This window comes from Myxococcales bacterium, assembly GCA_022184915.1.
GTDB lineage: Bacteria > Myxococcota_A > Polyangia > Fen-1088 > Fen-1088 > JAGTJU01.
This window is the reverse complement of the sequence record JAGTJU010000003.1, coordinates 351,568-373,971: the sequence shown is the minus strand read 5'-3', so window position 1 is coordinate 373,971 and position 22,404 is coordinate 351,568. Positions and strand designations below refer to the sequence as shown.

Genomic DNA, 22,404 nt, shown 5'->3' with positions numbered 1-22,404 from the left:
CGTGCCCGCCCCCACCTCGGAGCCCGAGGCCCACGCATGAAGCTCATCGTGGCCGGTGGCGGCACCGGGGGGCATCTTTACCCGGGGCTCGCCGTGGCCGAAGAGGTGCAGAGGCGGGGCGGAGAGGTGCTGTTCGTGGGCACGTCCCGCGGTCTCGAGGCCAAGGTCGTTCCCGCCGCCGGGTACCCGCTCGAACTCCTGCAGGTGAGCGGGCTCAAGCGCATGGGCCTGGCAGGCACGCTGCGGGGGCTCTTCCGCTTGCCGAAGGCCTTTTTGCAGTCGCTGGGCATCTTGCGGCGCTTCCGCCCCGACTGGGTGCTGGGCGTGGGAGGCTACGCTTCGGGGCCCCTGGTGCTGATGGCGGCGCTGACGGCCCGGCGCACGGCGCTTCAGGAGCAAAACAGCGTTCCCGGGTTCACGAACAAGGTGCTCGGCCGCTTTGCGCGCCGTGTGTTCCTGGGCTTTCCCGAGGCGGCTTCGGCCTTCGCCGTGGGGCGCACCCAGGACACCGGGAACCCCGTGCGTAGGGTCTTCGTTGAGGCCGCGCGAGGCGCCGCCCCTCCCCCGGGGGTAAGCGAGGTCCGGCTTCTCGTGGTGGGGGGCAGCCAGGGCGCGCGGGCTGTCAACGACCTGATGCTGGGGGCGCTGCCGCTGCTCGTGGCGCGCGGGCTGGCCGTCACCGTGGTCCACCAGACGGGCCGCGCTGATGCCGAGCGCATCGAAGCGGGCTACCGGGCCGCGGGGCTCTCGGCGCAGGTGACGGTGCGGCCCTTCATCGACGACATGGTTTCGGCCTACGGGGCGGCCACGCTGGTCATCGGGCGGGCCGGGGCGCTGACCCTGGCCGAGCTCGCCATCTGCGGGCGGCCCGCGCTGTTGGTGCCGTTGCCAACGGCGGCGGATGACCACCAGACCCGGAACGCCGAGGCGTTTGCGCAGGTGGGAGCGGCCGTGGTGCTCCCGCAGGCCGAGACCACACCGGTGCGCCTTGCCGACACGCTGGCCGCGCTCTTGGCCGATGGCTCACGCCTCGAGTCCATGGCCGTGGCCATGCGCGGTCTGGCGCGCCCGGAGGCGGCAGCCACCATCGTGGACTTCCTGGAGCGGGCGCTCGCGGCTCCCGCTCCCTCCTGAAGCCACGGATCACCTAAAGTCGTAGCGCACGCCCAGGTTGAGCTCGGCGATGGCCGCGGTGTCGGGGAAGCCGAACAGGGTCCGCAGCTCACCCACGAGCCCGAAGCTCGGCGAAAGGGCAAAGAGACCGCCCACCCCCGCCCCCCGCCAGCACCGGACCTCCGCGCACGGTGTCCGTGCCCGAGCGGCCTCTGGCTGGCAAAGGATCCAACACCATGCGGAACCCCTCGCCGGCGCCGAGGCTCGCTGAGCCCTGGAGCTGAAAGCGCGCGCTCAGCGGGCGGCTGTAGAGGGCCCGCAACAAAGCCGCGTTTGCGGCCTGAGCTGGGCGCCCCGTGCGTCCTCCCGTGGTGCCTTCGTTGGGAAGCAGTTGGTGCCTTGTTTGGAGGCTGAAGGCCCAGCGTTCGTTGAGGCGATACCCCACCTCGGGAAGCACGTGGCCCAGGCCGGCCGAGGCCGTGCCTGCGTCGACCTGCAGGTCCTGCCGAAACTCGAGGGGGCCGCTGGCGTGCCAGCCCCACCCCGTGCCCACCGAGAGCGCCACGAACAAACGGCTCCAGTCGAAGGAGGACGCCTTTTCGATCGGGGCCGCCTCGGGGCCGGCTTCGACGAGCGGGGGCTCGTCTTCGCCCTCGAGCACCTGTTGGGTCAGCACCTTGGGGGCAGGACGGGCCCCGTCTCTGATGATTACGAAGTTGGGGCTGCCCACGTTGCCGTTGGCCGCGAGAGCCTCGCCGTTCGACTTTTCAGCCTGCACGTAGAACTGCAACATATTTCCGTGTACGAGCGGGGCAGGAACGGTGCCCACCCACCAGCCTCCGTCCGAGCGCTTCATCTCGATGGACGTGAACTCGATCTGGTCGGCCGGTCGTGCGTAGAGGGTGGCGTTGCGGGCGCGCAGGTTCTTGTCGACGCCGCACCACAGAGTCACGTCCTGTCCCGGGGGGATCTTGGCGGGCACGTGGCAGAAGACCGGTTCCGGCATGGGATCCGGCAACCGCGCCTCTAAATCACTCACGGGCGCAGGCTCCGGGGCCATCGGGAGGGGCTGCGCGCCCGCCGCATCCGATGATTTCGTCGGCTCCGTGGCTGCCGACCCTTCGGCGGGTGCGGGTGCGGCCGCAGGTGCCTTCTTCTCGGACTTGCTCTTGCGGGGTTTCGCCCGCTTTTTCGCCAGGTCGAAGGCTTTGTCGATCTTGCCATCCTGCACACCGCGGTTGGGCGCGCTTTCGGGGTGAAGCTCGAGCGCTTTCGTCATCTCGCGGACCGCACGGCTTTGCTGGTCCAGGCCCGCTGCGTACACCACCCCGAGGTTCATGTGCGTCTCGGCCACCGACGGGTGATCGCCCAGGTTTTCCTTTTTCGCGAGGGAAAGCGCCGACTGCAGCTTCTTCTGCGCTTGCTTGGGGTTGCCGGCCTGCAGCGCTGCCAGGGCTTCGCGGTTGAGCCCGTCGACCTTGCGGGTGTGGGCGTTGCTCGTGCGGGCACATCCAGGCAGGCTCAGGGCCAGCCACACGAACGCCACCCAAAAAGTGGGTAAGGAAAACGGCGCGCGGACCACGCGTGGGCATGGGCGTGTTCGCGCGGTGGCTGAGACCAGGCGTTGGGACCGCGTATCCTGAAGTTGCATGTCCGCAGAGTTCCAGGACCCGGCGCAACTTGCAACTGGGATGACCGCCTGTACTTCGTCAGTGACCCGGGGCGGCGCTTCGCGGCAACCTCGTCGGCTTTGGGATTCGTCAGGGAAACAGGCGTTTCGACGTTTGGATCGCCGCTCTTGGGACAGTTGGGGTAAACCTAGCCGCGGTGTCCGCTCCTTCCCCCTCAGCGCCCCAAAATGTGCCCGTTTGGCGGGCGTGGCCGGCCTTCGTGCTGGTGGCCGTGAGCTATCTCTACGCGTTTCCCTACTTCGAAAAGTTGCGCAGCGCCAACGAGATGCCCCGCATCCTGCAAACGCAGGAGTTTGTCGACAAAGGAAGGCTGTGGCTCGATGAGCGGCGTGCCGACATGAGCTCGCAGTTCGACACCTCCTTCGGACCCGACGGCCACCAGTACCCGAACAAAGCGCCGGGGCCTTCTTTCGTGGCGATTCCGGTGTATTCGGCGGCGAAAGCCCTGGGCGCGCGCACCCTGCGAGATTTCACCTGGGCGTTTCGCGTGTTTGCGGTGACCTTACCGGCGCTTTTGTTTTTGCCGTTTTTTTACCGCATGACGGGGCACTTCACGGACGACTTGCGCGCGAGGCGCACGGCTCTCGTGGCTTATGCATTGGGTTCGCCCGCCTGGGTGTACGCGATCCTGTTCATGTCACATCAGCTGGCGGCCGTATGCGCCGGGGCTGCCTTCTTGGTGGCGGTGCCGCTCTGCCGCCAGCGTTTGCGCCGGCCGAAGCTCGGCGCGGCCGGCGTGGGGCTCTTCGCGGCGGCCGCCGTGATGATGGATTATCAATCGGCCGTGGTGGCGGCGCTCGTGGGCCTGTACGTGTTGATCGTGGGCCGGGAGCGCGTGCGCAACGGGGGGTACGCGATCCTGGGCGCGGCCCCTGTGGTCGTCCTCTTGGGCCTTTACCACTACGTGTGCTTCGGCAGCCCCTTGCGCACGGGGTACCACTACTCGGTGGACGAAGTGACCCGCAAGGGCTTCATGGGTATCGTGGGCCTGAGCGCGCCTTCCGCCCTCAGCACCACGTTTTTGCCCTCGAACGGCCTGTTCGTTTTGTCTCCGTGGCTTTTGCTCGCGTTTGTCGGAGCGTTCGCGATTTTCAAGGACGCCGCGTGGCGGAGGCGTGCGGGCGCAGAGGCGCTCTTGTGTCTCGCCGTGTTCGTGAGCTACCTGCTTTTCTTGAGCGCGCTCGACCCCTTCATGGCGAGGGCCGGGTGGACCGTGGGGCCGCGCTATCTCACGGTGTCGTTGCCCTTTGCCGCGTGGCTTTCCTGTGCCGGCTTTGCCTTCGTCTTCAAACACGTGGCTGCGCGGGTGGCCGCTCTGGGGGCGGTGGTGGCCAGCGTCATCATCTACGCGACCGCCGTGCTCACCTACCCCCACTGGCCGGATCGGCTGCAAAATCCGCTCTATGAGTTGAGCTTTCGGCTGTTGCAGAGCGGCCGCAGCGTTCATTCGCTGGGGCACCTCATGGGGCTGCCAGGCGTTGCCGCCGTGGTCCCGCTCTACGCATGTGCGCTCGTGGCGCTGGCCTGGGCGTTCCCACGCGTCGACGGGCGCAAGGGGATCGCAATGGCCTACGTCTTGGGCGTGGCCGTCGTGGGGGCCTATGCATTGTTTCCCGGCAGCGGGGCCTACGCGGAGCAAGCCTTCAGCTTCGTGATGGGCCAGTGGGAACCCTAGGGCGCTGCCCACTGCGGCCAGCGCCCGCATTGCCACCCAAAGCGCCTGGGTGCTACGTTCCGCGAACCGCTCATGGACTGCTGGATCTGTGATTCCCACGACTTGATTTTGCGCCGCGCCTCCGAAGTGCGCGTCGACGAGCTCGACAGCCGATCTTTTGCAGTCACCGACGATCACTACGGACGGGTGGGCGCGATCTATGCGTGCCAGTCCTGCGGTTTTCTGCAGTGCCCGAGCCTGGGCGACGTGCTCCCGCACTACCAAGAGCTCGTGGATACCGATTACGAGGCGGGGCGGGACAGCCGCGCGCTGCAAGCCCGGCGCCTGCTGCAGGAGCTTGCGCCCTGGAAAACGTCCGGGCGTTTGCTCGACGTCGGCGCGGGAAGCGGCATCTTGGTGGAAGAGGCGAGGCGCCTGGGCTTCGAGGCCGAAGGCATCGAACCCTCGCGTTGGTTTCAGGAGCAGGCCCGCGCCCGCGGGCTTCCCGTGCACCTGGGAACGTTGCCTCATCCCTCTGTGACGGGCGGCTTCGACGTGGTCGCGCTCGTGGATGTCATCGAACACGTCCCGAATCCCCGCGCGCTCCTGGCACAGGCCGTCGCCTGCCTGGCGCTCGGGGGCATCGTGGTGGTGGTCACGCCCGACGTGAGCTCGCTTGCCGCCAAAGCATTGGGGCCTCGCTGGTGGCACTACCGCGTCGCCCACATCGGATACTTCAACCGCCAGACCCTCACGCGCGCTCTCGGCAGTGCCGGCCTTTCGCCGCTGTCGTTCCAGCGCCCAAGCTGGTATTTTCCAGCCAGCTACCTGGCCCAGCGGGTGGGGCGTTACCTGCCGCCCGTACGGCCTTTGGCCCGCCTCGCAGGGCCTTGGCTCGAGCGCGTGGTCGTGCCGCTGAACCTGCGCGATTCGTGGTTCGTGGTGGCGAAAAAGCAGGGCCATGCGGCTTCGTAGCTACCTGGCGATCGCGCGGCCCGACCACTGGATCAAGAACATCTTCGTTCTGCCAGGGGTCGTCTTCGCCGGCTTGTTGGCCCGGCCGCCCTGGACCGAGGCGCTGCCCCGGGTGGGCACGGCCCTGCTCGTCGCCTGCCTGGTGGCGTCCGCGAACTATGTGATCAACGAGTGGCTCGATGCCGCCTTCGACCGCCACCACCCCGTGAAAAAACACCGCCCGTCGCTGACGGGCGGGCTTCGGGCCCCCTACGTCTACCTCGAGTACGTGATGCTGCTGGTTGTGGGGCTCGGGCTGGCGTGGGTGCTGGGGGTGCCGTTTTTCCTGACCGCCCTTTGGTTGGCGGTGATGGGTGTGCTCTATAACGTGCGCCCCTTCCGCACGAAGGATCGCGCCTACGTGGACGTGCTCTCCGAATCGGTGAACAACCCGATCCGGCTCCTGATGGGTTGGTTTGCTCTGACGAGCGCCTCGAGCCCCCCGTCGAGCTTGCTGCTCGGGTACTGGATGGGTGGCGCCTTTCTGATGGCGACCAAGAGGTATGCCGAGTTTCGCGAGATCGGGGCGGCCGTCGCTGCGCTCTACCGCCGTTCGTTTCGGTACTACACCCTGGATCGGCTGCTCATCTCGATCATGTTCTACGGCTGCTCGGCGTCCTTCTTCACAGGTGTTTTTCTGGTGAAGTACCGCATCGAGTACATCATCCTGCTCCCGTTTTTGGCATTTCTCTTCGCCTGGTATCTCCAGATCTCGTTCAAGCCCAACTCGGCGGCCCAAGCCCCCGAAAGGCTGTTTCGCGAAAAGCGCTTCGCTACGTTCGTGCTCTTCATTGCGGCGCTGTTTTTGGTTCTCACCATCGTTGACATCCCCAACTTGTCGGTCCTGGTGCATGGCCAGGATCCCTGACGCCGAAGGGCGCCTGGGCCCGGGAAAAGCGTCATGACGTTTCGTTTGGCACACGTCACAGATCCCCATTTCCGCGGCTTGACGGGGCTCGCGCCGCGCGATCTTCTCAGCAAACGATTGCCGGGTCTCGTTAACGCATGGCTGCGCCGCCGTCGGCTGCACGACATGAACCTGGTACGCAGTCTGGGTGAGGATCTCCGTCACCGCGGGTGCGATCACCTGGTGGTCACGGGGGATCTGTCGAACGTGGGCCTCGCAGGAGAGTGGCACGCTGCTTTGGCTTGGTTGCAAACGACAGGCGCGGGGCCCGAGTCCGTCACGGTGATTCCGGGCAACCACGATCTGTACTCACGGGACATCGTTGCCAGCGGCGCGTTCGAGCGCACCTTCGGGAGCTTTCAGGAGGCCCAGCTTCGGCCGCCCGGGGCCCGCTACCCCTTCGTCCGCTTGCGGGGGCGCGTGGCACTGGTGGGCGTCAACAGCTGCGAGCCCACGCCCACCCTGCAGTCGTGGGGCCGCGTGGGCGAGGCGCAGCTGCGCGCGCTGGACGCCCTCCTGGTGTCACCCGAGATGCGTGGCTGCACGCGGGTGGTGCTGATTCATCACCCGCCAATTGTGTATCGAGGCGGCGAGCGCAGGAATCTTCGGGATCGCAGCCGCTTTTTGGAGGTGATATCGCGTGCCGGCGCCGAGCTGGTTTTGCATGGCCACGATCACCGCGACGCCCTGACCTGGGTTGAAGGCCCGCGCGGCACGCGGGTTCCCGTCGTGGGCCTGGGCTCGGCCTCGTACGCAGGCCGGCCCGAAGCCCGGGCGCGCTACAACGTCTACGAGTTTGGCCCTGATGGCATCACCGCGACCACGTTCGCGCATGATCCGGTGCTGCATCGGTTTGGCGAGGTCCAGCGCCAGGTGCTCGCTGACCCATCGCCTGCCGCCTGCCGGGTCTAGGGAGGCGGAGCCACCCAAAGTCGGACGTTCGCGTGGCTTGATGACAGGCGATAGCCATGCGCGGGCAAGAGGTTGGCGACCGGAGTTGCTGCCCAGTTGCCTTCCACGAAGAGCCGGGGCTTTTGGGCTTGGATCATGCCCGCCATGTCCTCGTGGCTCACCAGGTGGTATTGCTGCTTTTTTTCGGGCGTGACCCGGTTGGCCACCCGGAGACCGAAGTCGTTGACCAAGCCGCGCACGATCGTGGTTTTGGTGTTGACGAAGTAGCCGGGCCACCAGCTTGCCGCCTCGTCGATCCCCTGTGCGTCGATCTCGCGCCCGACCTTGCGCATCGTCTTCAGGGTCCAACGTTCGGCCCGGTCGGGTGTCCACACCGTGGGAAGGTTGATGCCCGTGGTCGTGTAGCGGGCAACCTCCGCGGCGCCCATGGCCACGAAGAAGGACGCCAGGATCGAGACGGGCGCCCACACGGCGCGCAGCCGTCTTTGGCCAAGCGCCGCGAAGGAATCGGCCAGCATCAGCGGAACGACCACACTAAAGTATTGGGGATAGCTCGGCGTAGGAAGAAGGCTGACGACAAAGAGCGAGATCCACGCGAGCCCCGCGGCGCCAAAGCCCTTCGGGGTGCTGCGCGAGGCACGCGCCACCAGCGCCAGCGCCAAGGTGATCGAAAACTGAATGTCTGATGGGCCTTCCATGCGCTCAGGCACCACCAGACCCCGCAGAATGTCCCATTTTTGGCGAAAATTGCCGATGAGTTCGTTTTGTCCCGCCTCCCGCATGCCGTGATACTCCACGACGCCGAACCACAGAGCTTCGGTGCTTGCAAAGACACTGGGCAGAATGAAAAGCGCGCCCGCCCCCACGCCCAAGGCGTATCCCGCAAGTTCGCGCCAGAGCCCCCGGGGTGCGAAGGCCCGCTGCTGCCAAAGGAAAACGAGACCTGCAACCACCGCGACGAGCGCGTAAAGACGGGTCTCGGTGGCCAGAGCAAAGCACATCCCCGCCGCGAACGAGGTCCACCGTGAGCGGTCGAGGATCAGCATGACGGCGCCCGCCATGACGAACATCGCCGTGAGGCCGTACGTCTTCGCGATCGTGAGCCAACCCAAAACGTAGCCGCTGCCCACGAAGGCCACGAGGCTGACGAACGCCCATCCGCGGCTGCGCGTGGCGCGCCACACGTACTCGAACAAGAACATGCCCGTCGCCACGGCCACGAGCCCGGCAAGGACTCGGGCGCTGCCCCACGAGCGGCCGAACACGGAGAACCAAGCGCCGAACGCGTAGGCGACGCCGGGTGTTTGGGGGGAAAAGAAGTCCGCGTAGGGACGCTGGCCCTCGGAGACCAACCGCGCGCCCATGAGCAAGTAGCCTTCGTCGCCGTCGATCAGGCGGCGTAGAGCCATGGGCAGCAAGGCGGCCGCGAGCCCCGCGAGCGCCATCAGCCGGGGGGCGAGGTCGCGAACGCCCAAGCCGGGCTTCGGACGGTCCGAGTCTTCGGGCCCCGGGGCGTGCACGGGTTCAACTGAACTCACCGGGCGCGGACTATACAACACCCGAGCTTGCGGGCCATCGCCCGGGCGAAGTTCACGCCCACAGGTTCGTAGCCCTTGGGTGTCGAGTAGGATGCCCATCGTGCTGCGCTTTTTCGCCCGCAGGTCTTCGAGGCGTTGCGGGGCTTTGCTGTCAGGGGCGGTCACGCTCGGGCGGATCCTTGCGGGCAGCGGCCTTTTGGGTGTGGCCCACGCCTCGGGGTTCGTGCTGTACGACCAATCGGCAGCGGCCTTGGCCCAGGGCTCCGCCGTGGTGGGGAATGTCAGCGAGCCCGCTGCCAATTGGTTCAACCCCGCGGGCCTGGCGTTCGCCCCCGCGGCCGCTGGCTCGGCCACGTTATCACTCGCGATCGCGAACACACGTTTTGCGCCGCCCTCTGGCACCCTCGTGAGGAGCGACCTGGCCCCGCAGGTGGTGCCGAACGCCTTCGTGTCTTTGCCGGTGAGCGCGCGTGCCACGCTGGGTCTCGGGGTGTTCGCCCCTTATGGTTTCGCGGTGAACTGGCCGAGCGCGTGGGCCGGTCGAGAGAAGGCCATCAGCGTCAGGGTGGCCGTTGTGGCTGCGAACCTGAACTTTGCGTGGCGCTTTTCGGATCGGCTGGCGGGCGCGGTGGGTGTGGCGCCGCTTTACGGCCGTGTGGCATTTGCGGTGGGGCTGCCCGCCTCCGTGGGCAGCCGGGGCGATCTCGAAGGCAGCGATTGGGACTGGCAAGCCAACGCCGCCGTCATGTGGAAGCTGGCGCCGAACCGGCTTCACCTGGGTGCGGCCTACCGCGGCCTCAACACCGGGGGCCGCAGCCGGCTGGGCCTGGAAGGCGAGGCCAACTTCACTGTGACCAGCGCGAGCTTGGCAGAGACCTTCGCGGATCAACGGGCCCGGGCGACCCTTCCGTTGCCGGACCTGGCGTCACTTGGAGCCACCTTCTTTCCCTCCCGCCACTGGCAAGTCGGGCTTCAGATCGACTACACGCGCTGGAGTGTGTTCGACCGCCTCGAGGTCACCTTCGAGCGCCCCACCACGCCTCGCCAAATCATCGAGCGGCGCAGCCGCGACGCCGCCAGTCTGCGCGCAGGGGCTTCCTTTTCCGGGTGGCGTCCCGGGATCGAGCTCCGGGCGGGGCTGACGTTCGAGCAGACCACGGGGCGCAAGGAGTCGTTGGCGCCTTCGGCTCCCGATGGCGACCGCGTGGGCGTATCGGTGGGTGTTGGTCTGATGCGGCAGCGGTACCGCGTCGACTTCGGGTATCTCCTGCTCGCCTTGCTTCCCGCCGAAGCAGCGGGGGGACTCGAAGGTCCGGCGGGTACCTACACGACCCTTGCGCACGTTCTTGGCCTCACGGTCACCGGCGTCGTTACGGCGCCGTCACCGCCGGCGGGATCGGGATCTGACGCGCGCTGAAAAGGCCAGGCGCCAAGCACGTCTGCCCTGAATCGTGTCGTGGCACGGGCCTTGAAACATTCCGACGGTGCTGACCGCGCGAGGCGCGGAAGGTATCGACCGGTCGTGCTGGCAGTGCGCGCGAAGGTACAGCGTTCGGAAAGGAAAGCCATGGCAACGATGCGAAACAGTGGTGCGCCGACGATTGAAGCCCTCAACGAATTGCTGCGAGGTGAGCTGGCGGCTGTCGAGACCTATGACAAGGCGCTGGACCGCCTGGAAGACGACGAACTCAAGGGACAGCTCGAGTCCTGTCGTGCTTCGCATCAGGACCGCGCCGAGCGCCTGCGGGAGATGGTGGCGCAGCTCGGAGGCCAGCCGGCTGACACGTCGGGTGTGTGGGGGGCGTTCACGCGCTTTCTCGAGGGCGGTGCCACTTTGCTCGGGGACCGTGCCACCTTGGCCATGCTCGAGGAGGGGGAAGACCACGGGCTGCGGGAGTACGAGGAGAACCTCGAGAAGCTCGACGTGGACACGCGGATTGAAGTGACCACGGAGCTCATGCCGGCTCAGGTGCTGACCCACGAGATGCTGTCCACCCTCAAAGAGGTGGTGCGCTAGCCCGGGGGGGCGCCCATCGGGGGGCCCGGGCCTCTGGCGGCTGCATTTTTACGGTGATTTGCCCATTTGGAAACGCACCATTAACACAGAGGGCTCTATGCTGCGCTCCGAGCCAACGCATGTCCATACGGGTCTCCCTGCACCACGAAACCACCTATCGATACGACCGCCCCGTGTATTTCGGGCCCCACGTGGTGAGGCTGCGCCCGGCCCCTCACTGCCGCACGCCGATTCAGGCGTATTCGCTGAAAGTCTCGCCGGGCGATCACTTCGTCAACTGGCAGCAGGACCCCTTCGGCAACTACCAAGCTCGTTTGGTGTTCCCGAAGGCCGCGCGCGACTTGAAGGTGGAGGTGGACCTGGTGGCTGAGATGACCACCATCAACCCCTTCGACTTCTTTCTCGACGAAGATGCCGAGTACTACCCCTTCACGTACGAACCTGCGTTGGCCCAGGAGCTGGCGCCCTATCGTGAGACGAAGGCTTGGGGCGGCCGCTTCGCCGACTTCGTCGGCCACCTGAAGTCCGACCTGGCGCGCCCGGGCCGCCGCAGCATCGATGTGCTGGTGGACATCAACCGCGCCGTACAGACGGCGCTCAAGTACGACATCCGCATGGAGCCCGGTGTGTTCACGCCGGAGGAGACCCTGACCCGCGGCCATGGGTCGTGCCGCGACTTCGCCTGGCTGATGGTTCAGGCGCTGCGCCAGGTGGGCTTTGGCGCGCGGTTCGTTTCGGGATACTCGATCCAACTCAAGGCCGACAAAAAGCCCCTGGAGGGGCCGGCGGGGGTGCTCGAGGATTGCACCGATCTGCACGCCTGGGCGGAGGTGTTCCTTCCGGGCGCGGGCTGGATCGGGTTTGATGCGACGAACGGCCTTCTGGCGGCGGAGGGGCACATCCCCCTGGCCTGCACGGCCGAGCCTTCCACGGCGGCGCCCATCTTCGGCTCCTTCGGGTGGGACCGAGAGCACGAGGACGACAAGCTCAACGAGGACTTCAAGTTCACGATGCGCGTCGAGCGCATCGAGGATCGCCCCCGTTCGACGAAGCCCTACAGCGACGAGCAGTGGCACGCCATCGTGGCGGCAGGAAACGCGGTGGATGCCGTGCTCGAGGCCGGTGACGTGCGCCTCACGATGGGTGGTGAGCCCACGTTCGTCTCGGTCGACGACATGGAAGGCGCCGAGTGGAACATGGCCGCCCTTGGCCCTCACAAGGAAGCCATGGCGGACGAGCTCTCGCACCGCCTGCTCGATAGGTTCGCCCCGGGCGGGTTCCTGCACCATGGTCAAGGCAAGTGGTACCCGGGTGAGCCGCTGCCTCGCTGGGCGTACTCGATCTACTTCCGCAAAGACGGCGAGCCCGTGTGGACGGATCCCAAGCTCTTTTCGTCGAGCCAGGCGCCGGGCAAGGCCACCGCCGAGCAAGCCAAACTGTTCGTCGACGAGCTGGCACAGCGGCTGGGTGTGGCCAAGGGCTTTGCAATCCCGGGCTATGAAGACGCCTGGTACTACCTCTGGCGGGAGCGCCGGCTGCCCGTCAACGTCGACCCCTTCGAGTCCCGCCTCGAGGACGCGATGGAACGCAAGCGGCTGCACGACGTGTTCGAGCAGGGCCTCAAGACGGTGGTGGGCTACGCCTTGCCGCTGCGGGCCGTTTACGAAACCGACAGGCGGTTTCGCTGGGTGACGGGCCGCTGGTTCGTGCGCGCCGAGCGCATGTATCTCATCCCGGGCGACAGCGCCATGGGCTACCGGCTCCCGCTCGATTCGCTGCCCTGGTCGAGCCCGGGCCACATGCTCTACCACTACGAGCAGGACCCCACCGCACGGCGCACGCCGCTGCCGGCGCGGGACGAGTGGGTCCGGCAGGCGCGGCCGCTCACGGCAGAGAGTGGCCCCAAGGGCACACCCACGCCGCCCGCGCCCGGGGCTTCGGCCGAGAACCTCTCGCGCACCGCCTTGTGTGTGGAACCACGCCAGGGACATCTATGCGTGTTCATGCCGCCCACGACCTGCCTCGAGGAGTACCTGGACCTCGTCACCAACATCGAGGAAACGGCGCGCGCGCTCGGCGTGAAGGTGCGGCTCGAGGGCTACCATCCGCCGAGCGACCACCGCCTGACGAAGATTCAGGTCACGCCTGATCCCGGCGTGCTGGAGGTGAACATCCACCCCGCGGCGTCCTGGCCGGCGCTCGTCGACAACACGTTGGCCCTTTACGAAGAGGCCCACAAAACGCGGCTCGGCACCGAGAAGTTCATGTTGGACGGCCGGCATACGGGCACGGGGGGCGGCAACCATCTGGTGTTGGGAGGGGCCACGCCCACCGACAGCCCCATTTTGAGGCGCCCCGATCTGTTGCGCAGCCTCTTGTCGTACTGGGTGAACCACCCCTCGCTGTCCTTCCTGTTTTCGGGGCTCTTCGTGGGGCCGACCAGCCAGGCGCCGCGGATCGACGAAGCTCGTCACGACGCCCTGGACGAGATCGAAGTGGCCTTTGGCCAGCTCGATGCCTGGGCCTCGAACCCGCCGCCGTGGTTGGTGGACCGCCTGTTCCGGAACCTGCTCATCGACGTTACGGGCAACACCCACCGCACGGAGATGTGCATCGACAAGCTCTACAGCCCCGACAGCGCCAGCGGGCGGCAGGGCTTGCTCGAGCTGCGTGCGTTCGAGATGCCCCCGGATGCTCGCATGAGCTGCGCCCAGCAATTGCTCGTACGGGCGCTCGTGGCCTGGTTCTGGCGTGAGCCTTACCGCCGCAAGCTCGTGCGCTGGGGCACCTCCTTGCACGACAAGTTCCTGCTGCCTCACTTCGTGGCGCAGGACTTCCGCGACGTGCTCTTCGATCTCGGCCAAGCCGGCTTCACCTTCGACCCGGCATGGTTTGCCCCTCACCACGAGTTCCGCTTTCCGCTTTACGGTCGCACGACGGTGGATGGCGTGGAGGTGGAGCTGCGGCAAGCGATCGAGCCCTGGCATGTGCTGGGCGAAGAGGTCGCCGCCGGGGGCACGGCCCGCTACGTCGACTCTTCGGTCGAGCGGCTCGAGGTGAAGGTGAGGAACATGACGGATCCCCGACATGTGCTGACCTGCAACGGGCGTCGCGTGCCGCTGGCCCCCACGGGAACCAATGGAGAGTACGTGGCGGGTGTGCGCTACAAGGCCTGGGCGCCCCCGTCCGCACTGCACCCTACGGTGGGTATCCACACGCCGCTCGTGTTCGACATGCTCGACACCTGGTCGTCGCGCTCCGTGGGCGGCTGCTCGTACCACGTGGCGCATCCGGGGGGACGCAGCTACGACCGCTTCCCCTCGAACGGGCTCGAGGCCGAAGGGCGTCGGGTGAGCCGCTTCTTTGCGCTCGGCCATACGCCGGGCCGCATGACGGAGCCCGCCGCGGAACCCAACCCCCGCTTCCCCCTGACCCTCGATCTCCGCCGCCCCGTCGGCTGAGCGCTACGCGGGCCGAGGGCGCCCGAACCGGGTATCCTGCACGGGATGTCGAGTACCGGTTCGGGCGTGGGTTTGGCCGTGCGGCTGGGGGTGGCCTTGTGGGCCGCGGTCGGGTGTGGAGGGGGCGAGGACTCCTACGAGGGCCCCCGCGTCGACGTGTCGGTCATGACCCGCAACCTCTACCTGGGGGCGGACATCAGCAACGTGCTCCTGGCGCCGAGCGTGGACGCCGTGCCCGACCTGGCCGCTGCGTTTTGGGCCGAGGTCTTGCGCAGCGACTTCCCGGCGCGGGCCAAGCTGCTCGCTGAAGAAGTGGCGCTCCACGCGCCCGATCTGCTGGCTCTGCAGGAGGTGGAGATCTACCGGCGCCAGTCCCCGAGTGACTTTGCGACCGTGCCGGGCGTCAACGCCAGTGAGGTGGTGCTCGACTTCCTCGCGATCCTTCAGGCTGAGCTTGCCGCCCGCGGGCTGACCTACGTCGTGGCGGTGCAGAACGTGCTGAGCGACGTGGAGCTGCCGGTGCGCCTCGGCACGGAGCTCGTCGACCTGCGTATGACCGACCGGGACGTCACGCTCGCCAAGCCCGGGGTGCTCGTGTCGGGCGCCACCACCACCGTGTTCACCAACTATCTCACGGTCAACGTGGGAGGCGCAGCGGGGCCACGGGTCGAGATCCGGCGTGGCTACAGCACCGTCGAGACGGTGGCGTCTTCGGGCGCGGGGACGGCGCGCTTTACCTTCGGCAATGCTCACCTCGAAGTGGGGGGCCTCCTCCAGTCGTTTCAGGAGGCTCAAGCCGACGAACTCGTTGAGCGCCTGCGGCCTGTCGCGGGGCCCGTGCTCTTGTTGGGAGACTTCAACAGCGCCGCAGACCGCAGCTCGACCCGCAGCTACGGGTTCCTTCGCACCCTCTTCCGAGATCCGTGGGAAAACGTACGCCCGGGCGATCCTGGATACACCTGCTGCGTGGACCTGGCCGCCGGCGATCCCGCGGCCCTCGACAGCCGCATCGATCTGGTGTTGACCCGCGGCGACGTGGCAGCCCGCGGGCCCGCGTTGGTGGGCCTGCCCGCGCGCACGCCCGGGGGGCTCACGGCCTCGGACCACCTGGGCGTGGTGATGACCTTGTCCCTGGTTCCGGACGCCGCCCGCTGACCGCGTCACGGTCCAGGCGGCCTGGTGCCGCCTGCGACGCCCGGCCCTGGCGCCTGCGGCGCGCCCGGCGGGTGCGAAAATTTGGACCGTCCCCCGCCTTGGCGCAGATTGGGAGACGGTCAACCATGTTCCGCAAACGAGACGTCGCCATCCACTTCGTGGGCATCGGGGGCATTGGTATGTCCGGGATCGCCGAGGTGCTCTTGAACCTGGGCTACCACGTCTCGGGCTCCGACCTGCACGAAACCGAGGTCACGCGGCGGCTGACCACGTTGGGAGCGCGCATCGGGATCGGCCACAAGGCCGAACACATGGCGGGCGCCGACGTGGTGGTGGTCTCGAGCGCCGTCAGGCCCGACAACCCCGAGGTGCAGCGGGCGCGGGCCCAGGACATCCCGGTGATCCCCAGGGCCGAGATGCTGGGCGAGCTCATGCGGGTCAAAGACGGCGTGGCGGTGGCGGGCTCGCACGGCAAGACGAGCACCACCACCATGCTGGCCTCGGTGTTCGCCGCGGCCAACATGGATCCCACCGTGGTGATCGGGGGCAAGGCCCAGGCGCTGGGCTCGAACGCCCGCCTGGGGCACGGTGAGATCCTGGTGGCCGAGGCCGACGAGTCCGACGGCTCGTTCCGTCACCTGTTTCCCATGGTGGCGCTCATCACGAACCTGGATCGTGAGCACATGGACCACTACGGTGACATGGAGGCCCTGCGGGACGCGTTCATCGACTTCGCGAACAAGGTGCCGTTTTATGGGCTGGTGGTCCTGTGCGCCGACGACGCGGCCGCGGCGGCGCTGGCGCCCCAGCTGCTCAAGCGGCACGTGACGTACGGCCTGTCAGCGGGCGACTACCGCGGCAGTTTGCTCGAAACCACGGCCCAGGGCACGCGGATGGCCGTCGAACACAAGGGCAAGCTGCTCGGCGAGGTTCACGTGCGCATGCCGGGGGTGCACTACGCACGCAACGCGCTGGGTGCGCTGGCCGTCGCCGATTTTCTCGGCGTTCCCTTTGGGACCTACGTGCAGGCGCTCGGGGCCTTCGACGGCGTCGATCGCCGGTTTTCCGTGCGCGGCGAGGCGGGCGGGGTGCTGGTCGTCGACGATTATGGGCACCACCCCACCGAGATCGCGGCGACGATTGCGGCGGCCAAGCTCTTCCAGCGCCGTTTGGTGGTAGCGTTCCAACCCCACCGGTACTCGCGGACCCGCGATCTGCTCGAGGACTTTGCCCCTTCGCTGGGTGGCGCCGACGTGCTCGTGGTGACGGACATCTACGCTGCGGGTGAAGCGCCGCTCGCCGGCGGCACGCTCGATGTGCTGCTGGCGGGTTTTCCTCCCGCGCAGGCACCCCTTCACGTGCCGCGGCCTTCGCTGGGCGCCGCGCTCGCGCAGCTCGTGCGCCCGGGTGATCTCTTGCTCACGCTGGGGGCGGGCGACATCACGAAGGTGGGGGCCGAGGTGCTGGCCGCCCTCTCGCCGCCGGGGGGCGCGCGCACGTGAGAGGGCAGACCCTTGCCGTCGAGATTCCGCGCCGGCGCCGTCGCAAGGCGAACCGTCGTGTGATGTTGGAGAGGCGACCTCTGTTCGTGGCGCTCGCCGAGGGTCTTGCCACGGGCGCGCGGGGGGGGGCCGGGGTGCTGCGCCGCCTGGCGCGCCCTGTGGCGGTGGTCGGCTTTCTTGTGGGTGTGGTGTTCGGGGGGCGCTGGGCCCTAGAGCACGTGCTGGAGTCGCCCCGCTTTGCCGTGGCGCAGATTCTGGTGGGCCCTGTCGAACGCGTGAGCTCGTCCGAGATCATCGCGCTGGCGGCGGTGCGCCCGGGTGAACGGTTGCTGGCCCTCGACCCCGACGCGATCGCGGCCCGCGTGGCCCGGCACCCCTGGGTACAGTCGGTGCACGTCGAGCGCAAGTTGCCTTCGACCCTGCAGATCGACGTGATCGAACGGCGGGTTGCGGCCGCGGCGATGTTGGGTGGACTTTATTTGGTTGATCCCGAGGGTTTGCCCTTCAAGCGCGCGACCACGTCTGAGGCGGCGGGGCTCGTGGTGCTGACTGGCCTCGATCGGCAGCGGTACACCGAAGAGCCGGCGGCCGTCAGGGCCGCTTACAAGCAGGCTCTGAAGCTGCTCGAGACCTACCGGGCGGTCACGTCCCGGCCGCCTCTGTCGGAGGTGCGCATCGACGCGCGCTACGGGTTCTCCTTGTACTTTCTGGATACGGGGGCGGAGGTGCGGCTGGGCCGGGAAGCGCATGGTGAAAAATTGGCGCGTCTCGACCAGATCCTCGATGCTCTCGAGAATGCGGGCCTCGACGGCCCCGGTTCGTTGCGGGTGGTCCATCTGGACGGCTCGCCGAAAAGCCGGGTTTCGTTGCGGCTCACTTTGGGCGACAGCTAAGCGGCGAAGAAAGAGACATCACATGGCCAGACGGAGTTCCGACATCATCGTGGGGCTGGACATCGGGACCACCAAGATCGCCTGTGTCGTCGCCGAACGGGGCGAGGACGGGTTGGACGTCATTGGGGTGGGCACCCAGCTTTCGCGCGGTCTCAAAAAGGGCGTGATCGTCAACATCGATTCGACCGTTGCGGCGATCAAGCAGGCCGTGGCCGAAGCCGAGGGCATGTCCGGCTGCGAGATCTCGCAGGTTTACGTGGGGGTGGCCGGTGGGCACATCAAGGGCGTGAACTCCACGGGCACGGTGGCGATCAAGGACAAAGAGGTCCGGCCCACGGACGTGGCCAAGGTGCTGGATCTCGCGCGTGCGATCGCGCTGCCGGCCGATCGTCACATCGTGCACGTGTTGCCCCAGGAGTATCAGATCGATGGCCAAGACGGCGTGCGGGAGCCGCTCGGCATGTGTGGGGTGCGGCTCGAGGCCCGGGTACACATCGTCACCGCCGCGGCCGCCGCCGCCCAGAACATCGTGAAGTGTTGCACGCGCGCCGATCTCGAGGTGCTCGACATCGTGCTCGAGCCGCTGGCCTCGGGCGAAGCGGTGTTGGAGGAGGACGAAAAGGGCCTGGGTGTGGCCCTGGTGGACATCGGTGGGGGCACCACGGACATCGCCGTGTTCTGCGACGGCGCCGTGGCCCACACGTCGGTGCTGCCCATCGGTGGCCACCAGCTGACGAGCGACATCGCGTTTGGCCTGCGCACGCCGCCCCACGAGGCCGAGCGCATCAAGCACCACTTCGGCTGCGCCACGGCCAGCATGGTCGAGGAGGGCGAGACCATCGAGGTACCTTCCGTGGGCGGGCGCGAACCGCGGGTGCTGTCCCGCCAGATGCTTTGCCGCGACATCATCCAGCCGCGGGTCGAAGAGATCTTCCAGCTGGTCAAGGGCGAGATCGCGCGGCTTGGCTGCGAGGACTTGCTGGCGTCGGGCGCGGTGATCACGGGTGGCGCCACGCAGCTGCCGGGAATGGCCGAGCTGGCGGAAGAGATCCTGGGCCTTCCCGTGCGCGTGGGTACACCCAAGGGCGTGGGGGGGCTGGCCGATGCGGTGAAGACCCCCGCGTTTGCCACGGGCCTTGGCCTCGTGCTCTACGGGGCCCAGCAGCAAGGCATGGACACGCACGCCGAAGGGCCGCGCCGACGAAGCTTCTTCGAGAAGTTCCGGCGCATGATCTCGAATACCTTCTGAAAGCCGCTGTGGCGGGGCCAGGCTGGCGCTCGGGTCCCACAGGGCAACGCCTGTTCAGGTGCGCGCAAAATGTGATCGAAAATTTTGGTCACGCTCGCGCGCATGAGATTCCTGGATCCCAAGGGAGAAACAAAGCGCATGCTCGAATTCGACGACGTTTCGGCGACTGGCCAGCCCGTCATCAAGGTGGTTGGCGTTGGAGGTGGCGGTGGCAACTCCGTCAACACGATGATCGAAGCTGGGATTCAGGGTGTCGACTTCGTCGTCGCCAACACCGATTGCCAGGTGTTGAGCGCGAACATGGCGCCCACGAAGATCCAGATCGGCAAAGGCCTGACGAAGGGCCTCGGTGCGGGGGCCAACCCCGACATCGGCGCCGCCGCGGCTCTGGAAGACGCGCAACGCATGGCCGAGGTGCTGACCGGCGCCGACATGGTGTTCGTGACCGCCGGCATGGGGGGAGGCACCGGAACGGGGGCCGCGCCCGTGATCGCGCAGGTGGCGCGGGATCTCGGCGCCCTCACCGTGGGTGTAGTGACGAGGCCGTTTACCTTCGAGGGCATGCAGCGCAAAAAGCGAGCGGCCGGAGGCATCGCGCAGCTGGCGAAGGCCGTGGACGCGCTCATCGTGATCCCGAACGATCGCTTGCTCGGCCTTGCTGGCACAAAGACGGCCCTCAAAGACGCGTTCTCCATGGTCGACGCCGTCTGCCTGAACGCCGTGCGCGGCATCAGCGATCTCGTGATGGTGCCGGGCCTCATCAACGTGGACTTCGCCGACGTGCGCACCATCATGACCGGCATGGGCCGGGCGCTCATGGGCACGGGCCGGGCCACGGGCGAAAAGCGCGCCATCGAGTCGGCGCGCATGGCCATCAACTCTCCCTTGCTCGAGGACGTCTCCATCAACGGCGCCACCGGCATCCTGGTGAACATCACGGGCGGCCCGGATCTCACCCTCGCCGAAGTGCAGGAGGCGTGTTCGCTCGTGCACGAGGCGGCCGATCCCGAGTGCAACATCATCTTTGGCTCGGTCATCGACCCGAACTGCGGGGACGAGGTGCGGATCACGGTCATCGCAACCGGGTTCGCAGGTCCTGCGCTGGATGCGGGTGACGGGCGCGGCACGCTGCGGGTGCCCGTGCGCCGCGAGCAGATGGCCTTGCCCATTTCTTCGGGTGTGGCTCCCGCCTCGGAGCCGGTGAGCCACGCGCGGCCCGTCCCGTTCGAGCCTGCCCTGGCGCCGGCCGCGCCCGGGCTTGCCCCCGTGTTCGCCGAGACCGCCGAACCCACGGATCGCTCACCCTACGGCATGCCCTGGGAGACGGCCGCCCATGAGGCGGGCGTGCAACCGGCTCATCAGTCGGTGACCTTGCGTTATGGGGCCAACCCGGCTTTCCACGCCAACCCCGCGATGATGGCGCCCCCCGATCTGGCCGTACCCGTGGCTTCGGCGCACCCCCCTTCGGGCCCCGTGCCCGAGTGGACCCCGGCTCCCGAGTCGCGCCCGGTCATTCATCAACCCGCACAGGTGGCCAGCGCGCGCAACCCAGGGCCCCCGCAGGGCGCGCGCCGCGGGTCCGACTACGGCATGCCCGCCTTCAACGGTGAAATGGGCCATTTCGAGAGCGAGCTCGACACACCGGCCTTTCTGCGGCGGCGCATGACCAAAGAGCAGGCGGCGTCGTGGACGCCCCGGCTCCCCATCGACCGCGAATGACCCGTCTTGAGCGCCCTGGGGCCCGCCCTGGGGCCCGGGCGCCTCTGTCGCGGGCGCCTGCGGGGCACGTCGCTTGCGCGTCCCCTCGCCTTTGTTGGCGCGGGTGGTGTTCGCATGCCAGGCTCAAGGCTGCGTGTTACACAGGGGAAAGGCGAAGCGATGAGCGTGCCCGGTCAAGAACTCTGGCTTGTTCGTCACGGCCAAACGACGCGCAACCGTGATGGCGCCTTGGCGGGATGGGACGACGTGGAGCTCACGGCCGATGGCGAAGCGCAGGCACGTGCTCTGGCGCCGCGCCTGCGGGAAGTCAGCTTCGATCAGGTCTGGTCGTCCGATCTCACACGGGCCGTGCGGACGGCGCAGCTTGCCTATGGGGATCCCTCCCGCGACCGGCGGCTCCGGGAGATTGATTTTGGCTCGCTCGAAGGGCAGCTCTGGCAAACCCTCGATGCCGAGTACAAAGAAGCGCTGCTGCGCTTCGAGGGGTTCGAGGCGCCGGGCGGTGAGTCTATCGTCCAGCTGCAAGAGCGCGTCGAGTCCTTTTTGGCCACCTTGCCCCCTGGCCGGCATCTGCTTTTCACCCACGGGGGCGTCATTCGCCTGCTGTGCCACCGCCTGGGTCAGGCCGAGTTCGTTCAGCCGGGCACGATCACGGTGATCGACTGGAGTACCCGCACGCTGCTCCGACGAAGCGCGTGATTGACGGGTAAAGCCGGGTGCTTCCGAAAGGTAGCATCATGCGTGGCTTCTCCCTCGGCCGAATCTTCGGGTTTCCGATCAAGGTCAGCGTTTCCTTCCTGCTCCTTTTGGGTGTGGTGGCGTTGTGGTCGGGTGGGCTGCAGGCGATCCCGCTGGTGCTGGTGGCGTTTGCGTCGGTGCTGCTGCACGAGCTGGGGCACGCGCTGGTGGCGCGCCGTCTGGGCGTGCGCATCAAGGAGATCGAGCTGCACTTCTTCGGAGGCGCGGCGAAAATGCTGGATGCGCCCCGCCACCCCCGCCACGAAATCGCGATTGCGGCCGCGGGCCCTGCGGTGTCCTTTGCCCTTGCGGGCGTGAGCTATCTGGCTTCGCTGCCGTTGGGCAGTGGGGCGCTCGGGTGGGTGGCCCTCATCAACTTGGGCATCGGCGTGTTCAACCTGCTCCCGGCGCTGCCGATGGACGGAGGCCGCATCTTGCGCGCGGCGCTGTCCTTGCGCATGGGGCATTTGCCGGCCACGGAGCTCGCCGTGAAGGTGGCCCGGGTGTTTGCCGTGGGGCTCGGGCTTTTCGGGCTTTTCGGGCTGCACCTGCAGCTGGTCGCGCTTGCGGTTTTGTTGTGGGTGATGGGCTCGGCCGAGCTGCGCCTGGCGCGCTTCGCCGCCCGTGCGTCTTTGCCTTTCGGCGGGTGGGGCCTTTGGTCGTCGGCCTGGCCGGAGCCGGCGTTCCGCCCCGCCCCACGGGGCGACGAGCCCGCAGCCCCCGAGGTCGAGTACATCCCGCCGGGCCGCACGGGGCTTCGCCGCGGACCGGTGCGCGTGTTCGTGTATCGCGCGTGACGTTCGCACGTGAAGCCGCGACCCCATCGCCCGGACGGGGGGGC

At 67.6% G+C, this 22,404-nt stretch carries 17 protein-coding genes; 15 read left to right on the top strand and 2 right to left on the bottom strand.

The annotated features are described in order from the left end of the window. Positions 1-36 precede the first annotated feature (36 nt). On the top strand, positions 37-1,134 hold the full coding sequence (murG, locus tag KA712_13020) for an undecaprenyldiphospho-muramoylpentapeptide beta-N-acetylglucosaminyltransferase (GenBank protein ID MCG5053879.1): 1,098 nt from the start codon (positions 37-39) through the stop codon (positions 1,132-1,134). A gap of 88 nt (positions 1,135-1,222) precedes the next feature. On the opposite strand, the gene KA712_13015 is transcribed toward murG, so the two are convergent. Beyond that, positions 1,223-2,659 carry a tetratricopeptide repeat protein gene (locus KA712_13015; protein ID MCG5053878.1) on the bottom strand — a complete coding sequence of 479 codons (1,437 nt, stop codon included), beginning with the start codon at positions 2,657-2,659 and terminating at the stop codon, positions 1,223-1,225. A 281-nt stretch (positions 2,660-2,940) separates the two neighbouring features. Here KA712_13015 and KA712_13010 point away from each other — a divergent pair, with 281 nt between their 5' ends. The 4 genes from KA712_13010 (at position 2,941) to KA712_12995 (ending at position 7,291) form a co-directional block, all read left to right on the top strand. Beyond that, positions 2,941-4,479 (top strand): hypothetical protein, encoded by a 1,539-nt coding sequence (locus KA712_13010; protein MCG5053877.1) that lies wholly within the window; start codon positions 2,941-2,943, stop codon positions 4,477-4,479. Positions 4,480-4,551: 72 nt separating this feature from the next. Next, positions 4,552-5,433 carry a class I SAM-dependent methyltransferase gene (locus tag KA712_13005; protein ID MCG5053876.1) on the top strand — a complete coding sequence of 294 codons (882 nt, stop codon included), beginning with the start codon at positions 4,552-4,554 and terminating at the stop codon, positions 5,431-5,433. Continuing rightward, the gene (locus tag KA712_13000) at positions 5,420-6,340 is read left to right on the top strand and encodes a UbiA prenyltransferase family protein (GenBank protein MCG5053875.1); all 921 of its coding nucleotides are present in this window, start codon (positions 5,420-5,422) and stop codon (positions 6,338-6,340) included. Before KA712_13005 ends, KA712_13000 begins: the two co-directional genes overlap by 14 nt. A gap of 33 nt (positions 6,341-6,373) precedes the next feature. Beyond that, a complete protein-coding gene (locus tag KA712_12995) occupies positions 6,374-7,291 on the top strand; it encodes a metallophosphoesterase (GenBank protein MCG5053874.1) in 918 nt (305 codons plus the stop codon). Here the strand turns inward: KA712_12995 and KA712_12990 are convergent. Next, the gene (locus tag KA712_12990; protein ID MCG5053873.1) at positions 7,288-8,829 is read right to left on the bottom strand and encodes a DUF2029 domain-containing protein; all 1,542 of its coding nucleotides are present in this window, start codon (positions 8,827-8,829) and stop codon (positions 7,288-7,290) included. The genes KA712_12995 and KA712_12990 overlap by 4 nt on opposite strands. 100 nt (positions 8,830-8,929) lie before the next feature. Here KA712_12990 and KA712_12985 point away from each other — a divergent pair, with 100 nt between their 5' ends. The 10 genes from KA712_12985 (at position 8,930) to KA712_12940 (ending at position 22,360) form a co-directional block, all read left to right on the top strand. Continuing rightward, the gene (locus tag KA712_12985; protein MCG5053872.1) at positions 8,930-10,246 is read left to right on the top strand and encodes an outer membrane protein transport protein; all 1,317 of its coding nucleotides are present in this window, start codon (positions 8,930-8,932) and stop codon (positions 10,244-10,246) included. A gap of 150 nt (positions 10,247-10,396) precedes the next feature. Then, positions 10,397-10,846: a PA2169 family four-helix-bundle protein gene (locus KA712_12980; protein MCG5053871.1), complete on the top strand. Its 450-nt coding sequence runs from the start codon at positions 10,397-10,399 to the stop codon at positions 10,844-10,846. A gap of 119 nt (positions 10,847-10,965) precedes the next feature. Continuing rightward, complete coding sequence (locus KA712_12975) at positions 10,966-14,307, top strand: transglutaminase family protein (protein MCG5053870.1); 3,342 nt, start codon at positions 10,966-10,968, stop codon at positions 14,305-14,307. 45 nt (positions 14,308-14,352) lie between these two features. Further along, positions 14,353-15,462: an endonuclease/exonuclease/phosphatase family protein gene (locus tag KA712_12970; GenBank protein ID MCG5053869.1), complete on the top strand. Its 1,110-nt coding sequence runs from the start codon at positions 14,353-14,355 to the stop codon at positions 15,460-15,462. A 125-nt stretch (positions 15,463-15,587) separates the two neighbouring features. Next, positions 15,588-16,964, top strand: coding sequence for a UDP-N-acetylmuramate--L-alanine ligase (murC, locus tag KA712_12965; protein MCG5053868.1), 1,377 nt, complete (start codon positions 15,588-15,590; stop codon positions 16,962-16,964). Beyond that, positions 16,961-17,857 carry an FtsQ-type POTRA domain-containing protein gene (locus KA712_12960; GenBank protein ID MCG5053867.1) on the top strand — a complete coding sequence of 299 codons (897 nt, stop codon included), beginning with the start codon at positions 16,961-16,963 and terminating at the stop codon, positions 17,855-17,857. The genes murC and KA712_12960 overlap by 4 nt, the downstream gene beginning before the upstream one ends. A 22-nt stretch (positions 17,858-17,879) precedes the next feature. After that, entirely contained in the window at positions 17,880-19,106 is a 1,227-nt protein-coding gene (gene ftsA / locus KA712_12955) for a cell division protein FtsA (GenBank protein MCG5053866.1), read from the top strand. A gap of 138 nt (positions 19,107-19,244) precedes the next feature. Further along, complete coding sequence (ftsZ, locus tag KA712_12950) at positions 19,245-20,825, top strand: cell division protein FtsZ (GenBank protein ID MCG5053865.1); 1,581 nt, start codon at positions 19,245-19,247, stop codon at positions 20,823-20,825. A 159-nt stretch (positions 20,826-20,984) separates the two neighbouring features. Then, the gene (locus tag KA712_12945) at positions 20,985-21,524 is read left to right on the top strand and encodes a histidine phosphatase family protein (GenBank protein MCG5053864.1); all 540 of its coding nucleotides are present in this window, start codon (positions 20,985-20,987) and stop codon (positions 21,522-21,524) included. A gap of 38 nt (positions 21,525-21,562) precedes the next feature. Further along, positions 21,563-22,360, top strand: a complete 798-nt coding sequence (locus KA712_12940) for a site-2 protease family protein (GenBank protein ID MCG5053863.1) — start codon at positions 21,563-21,565, stop codon at positions 22,358-22,360. Positions 22,361-22,404 lie beyond the last annotated feature (44 nt).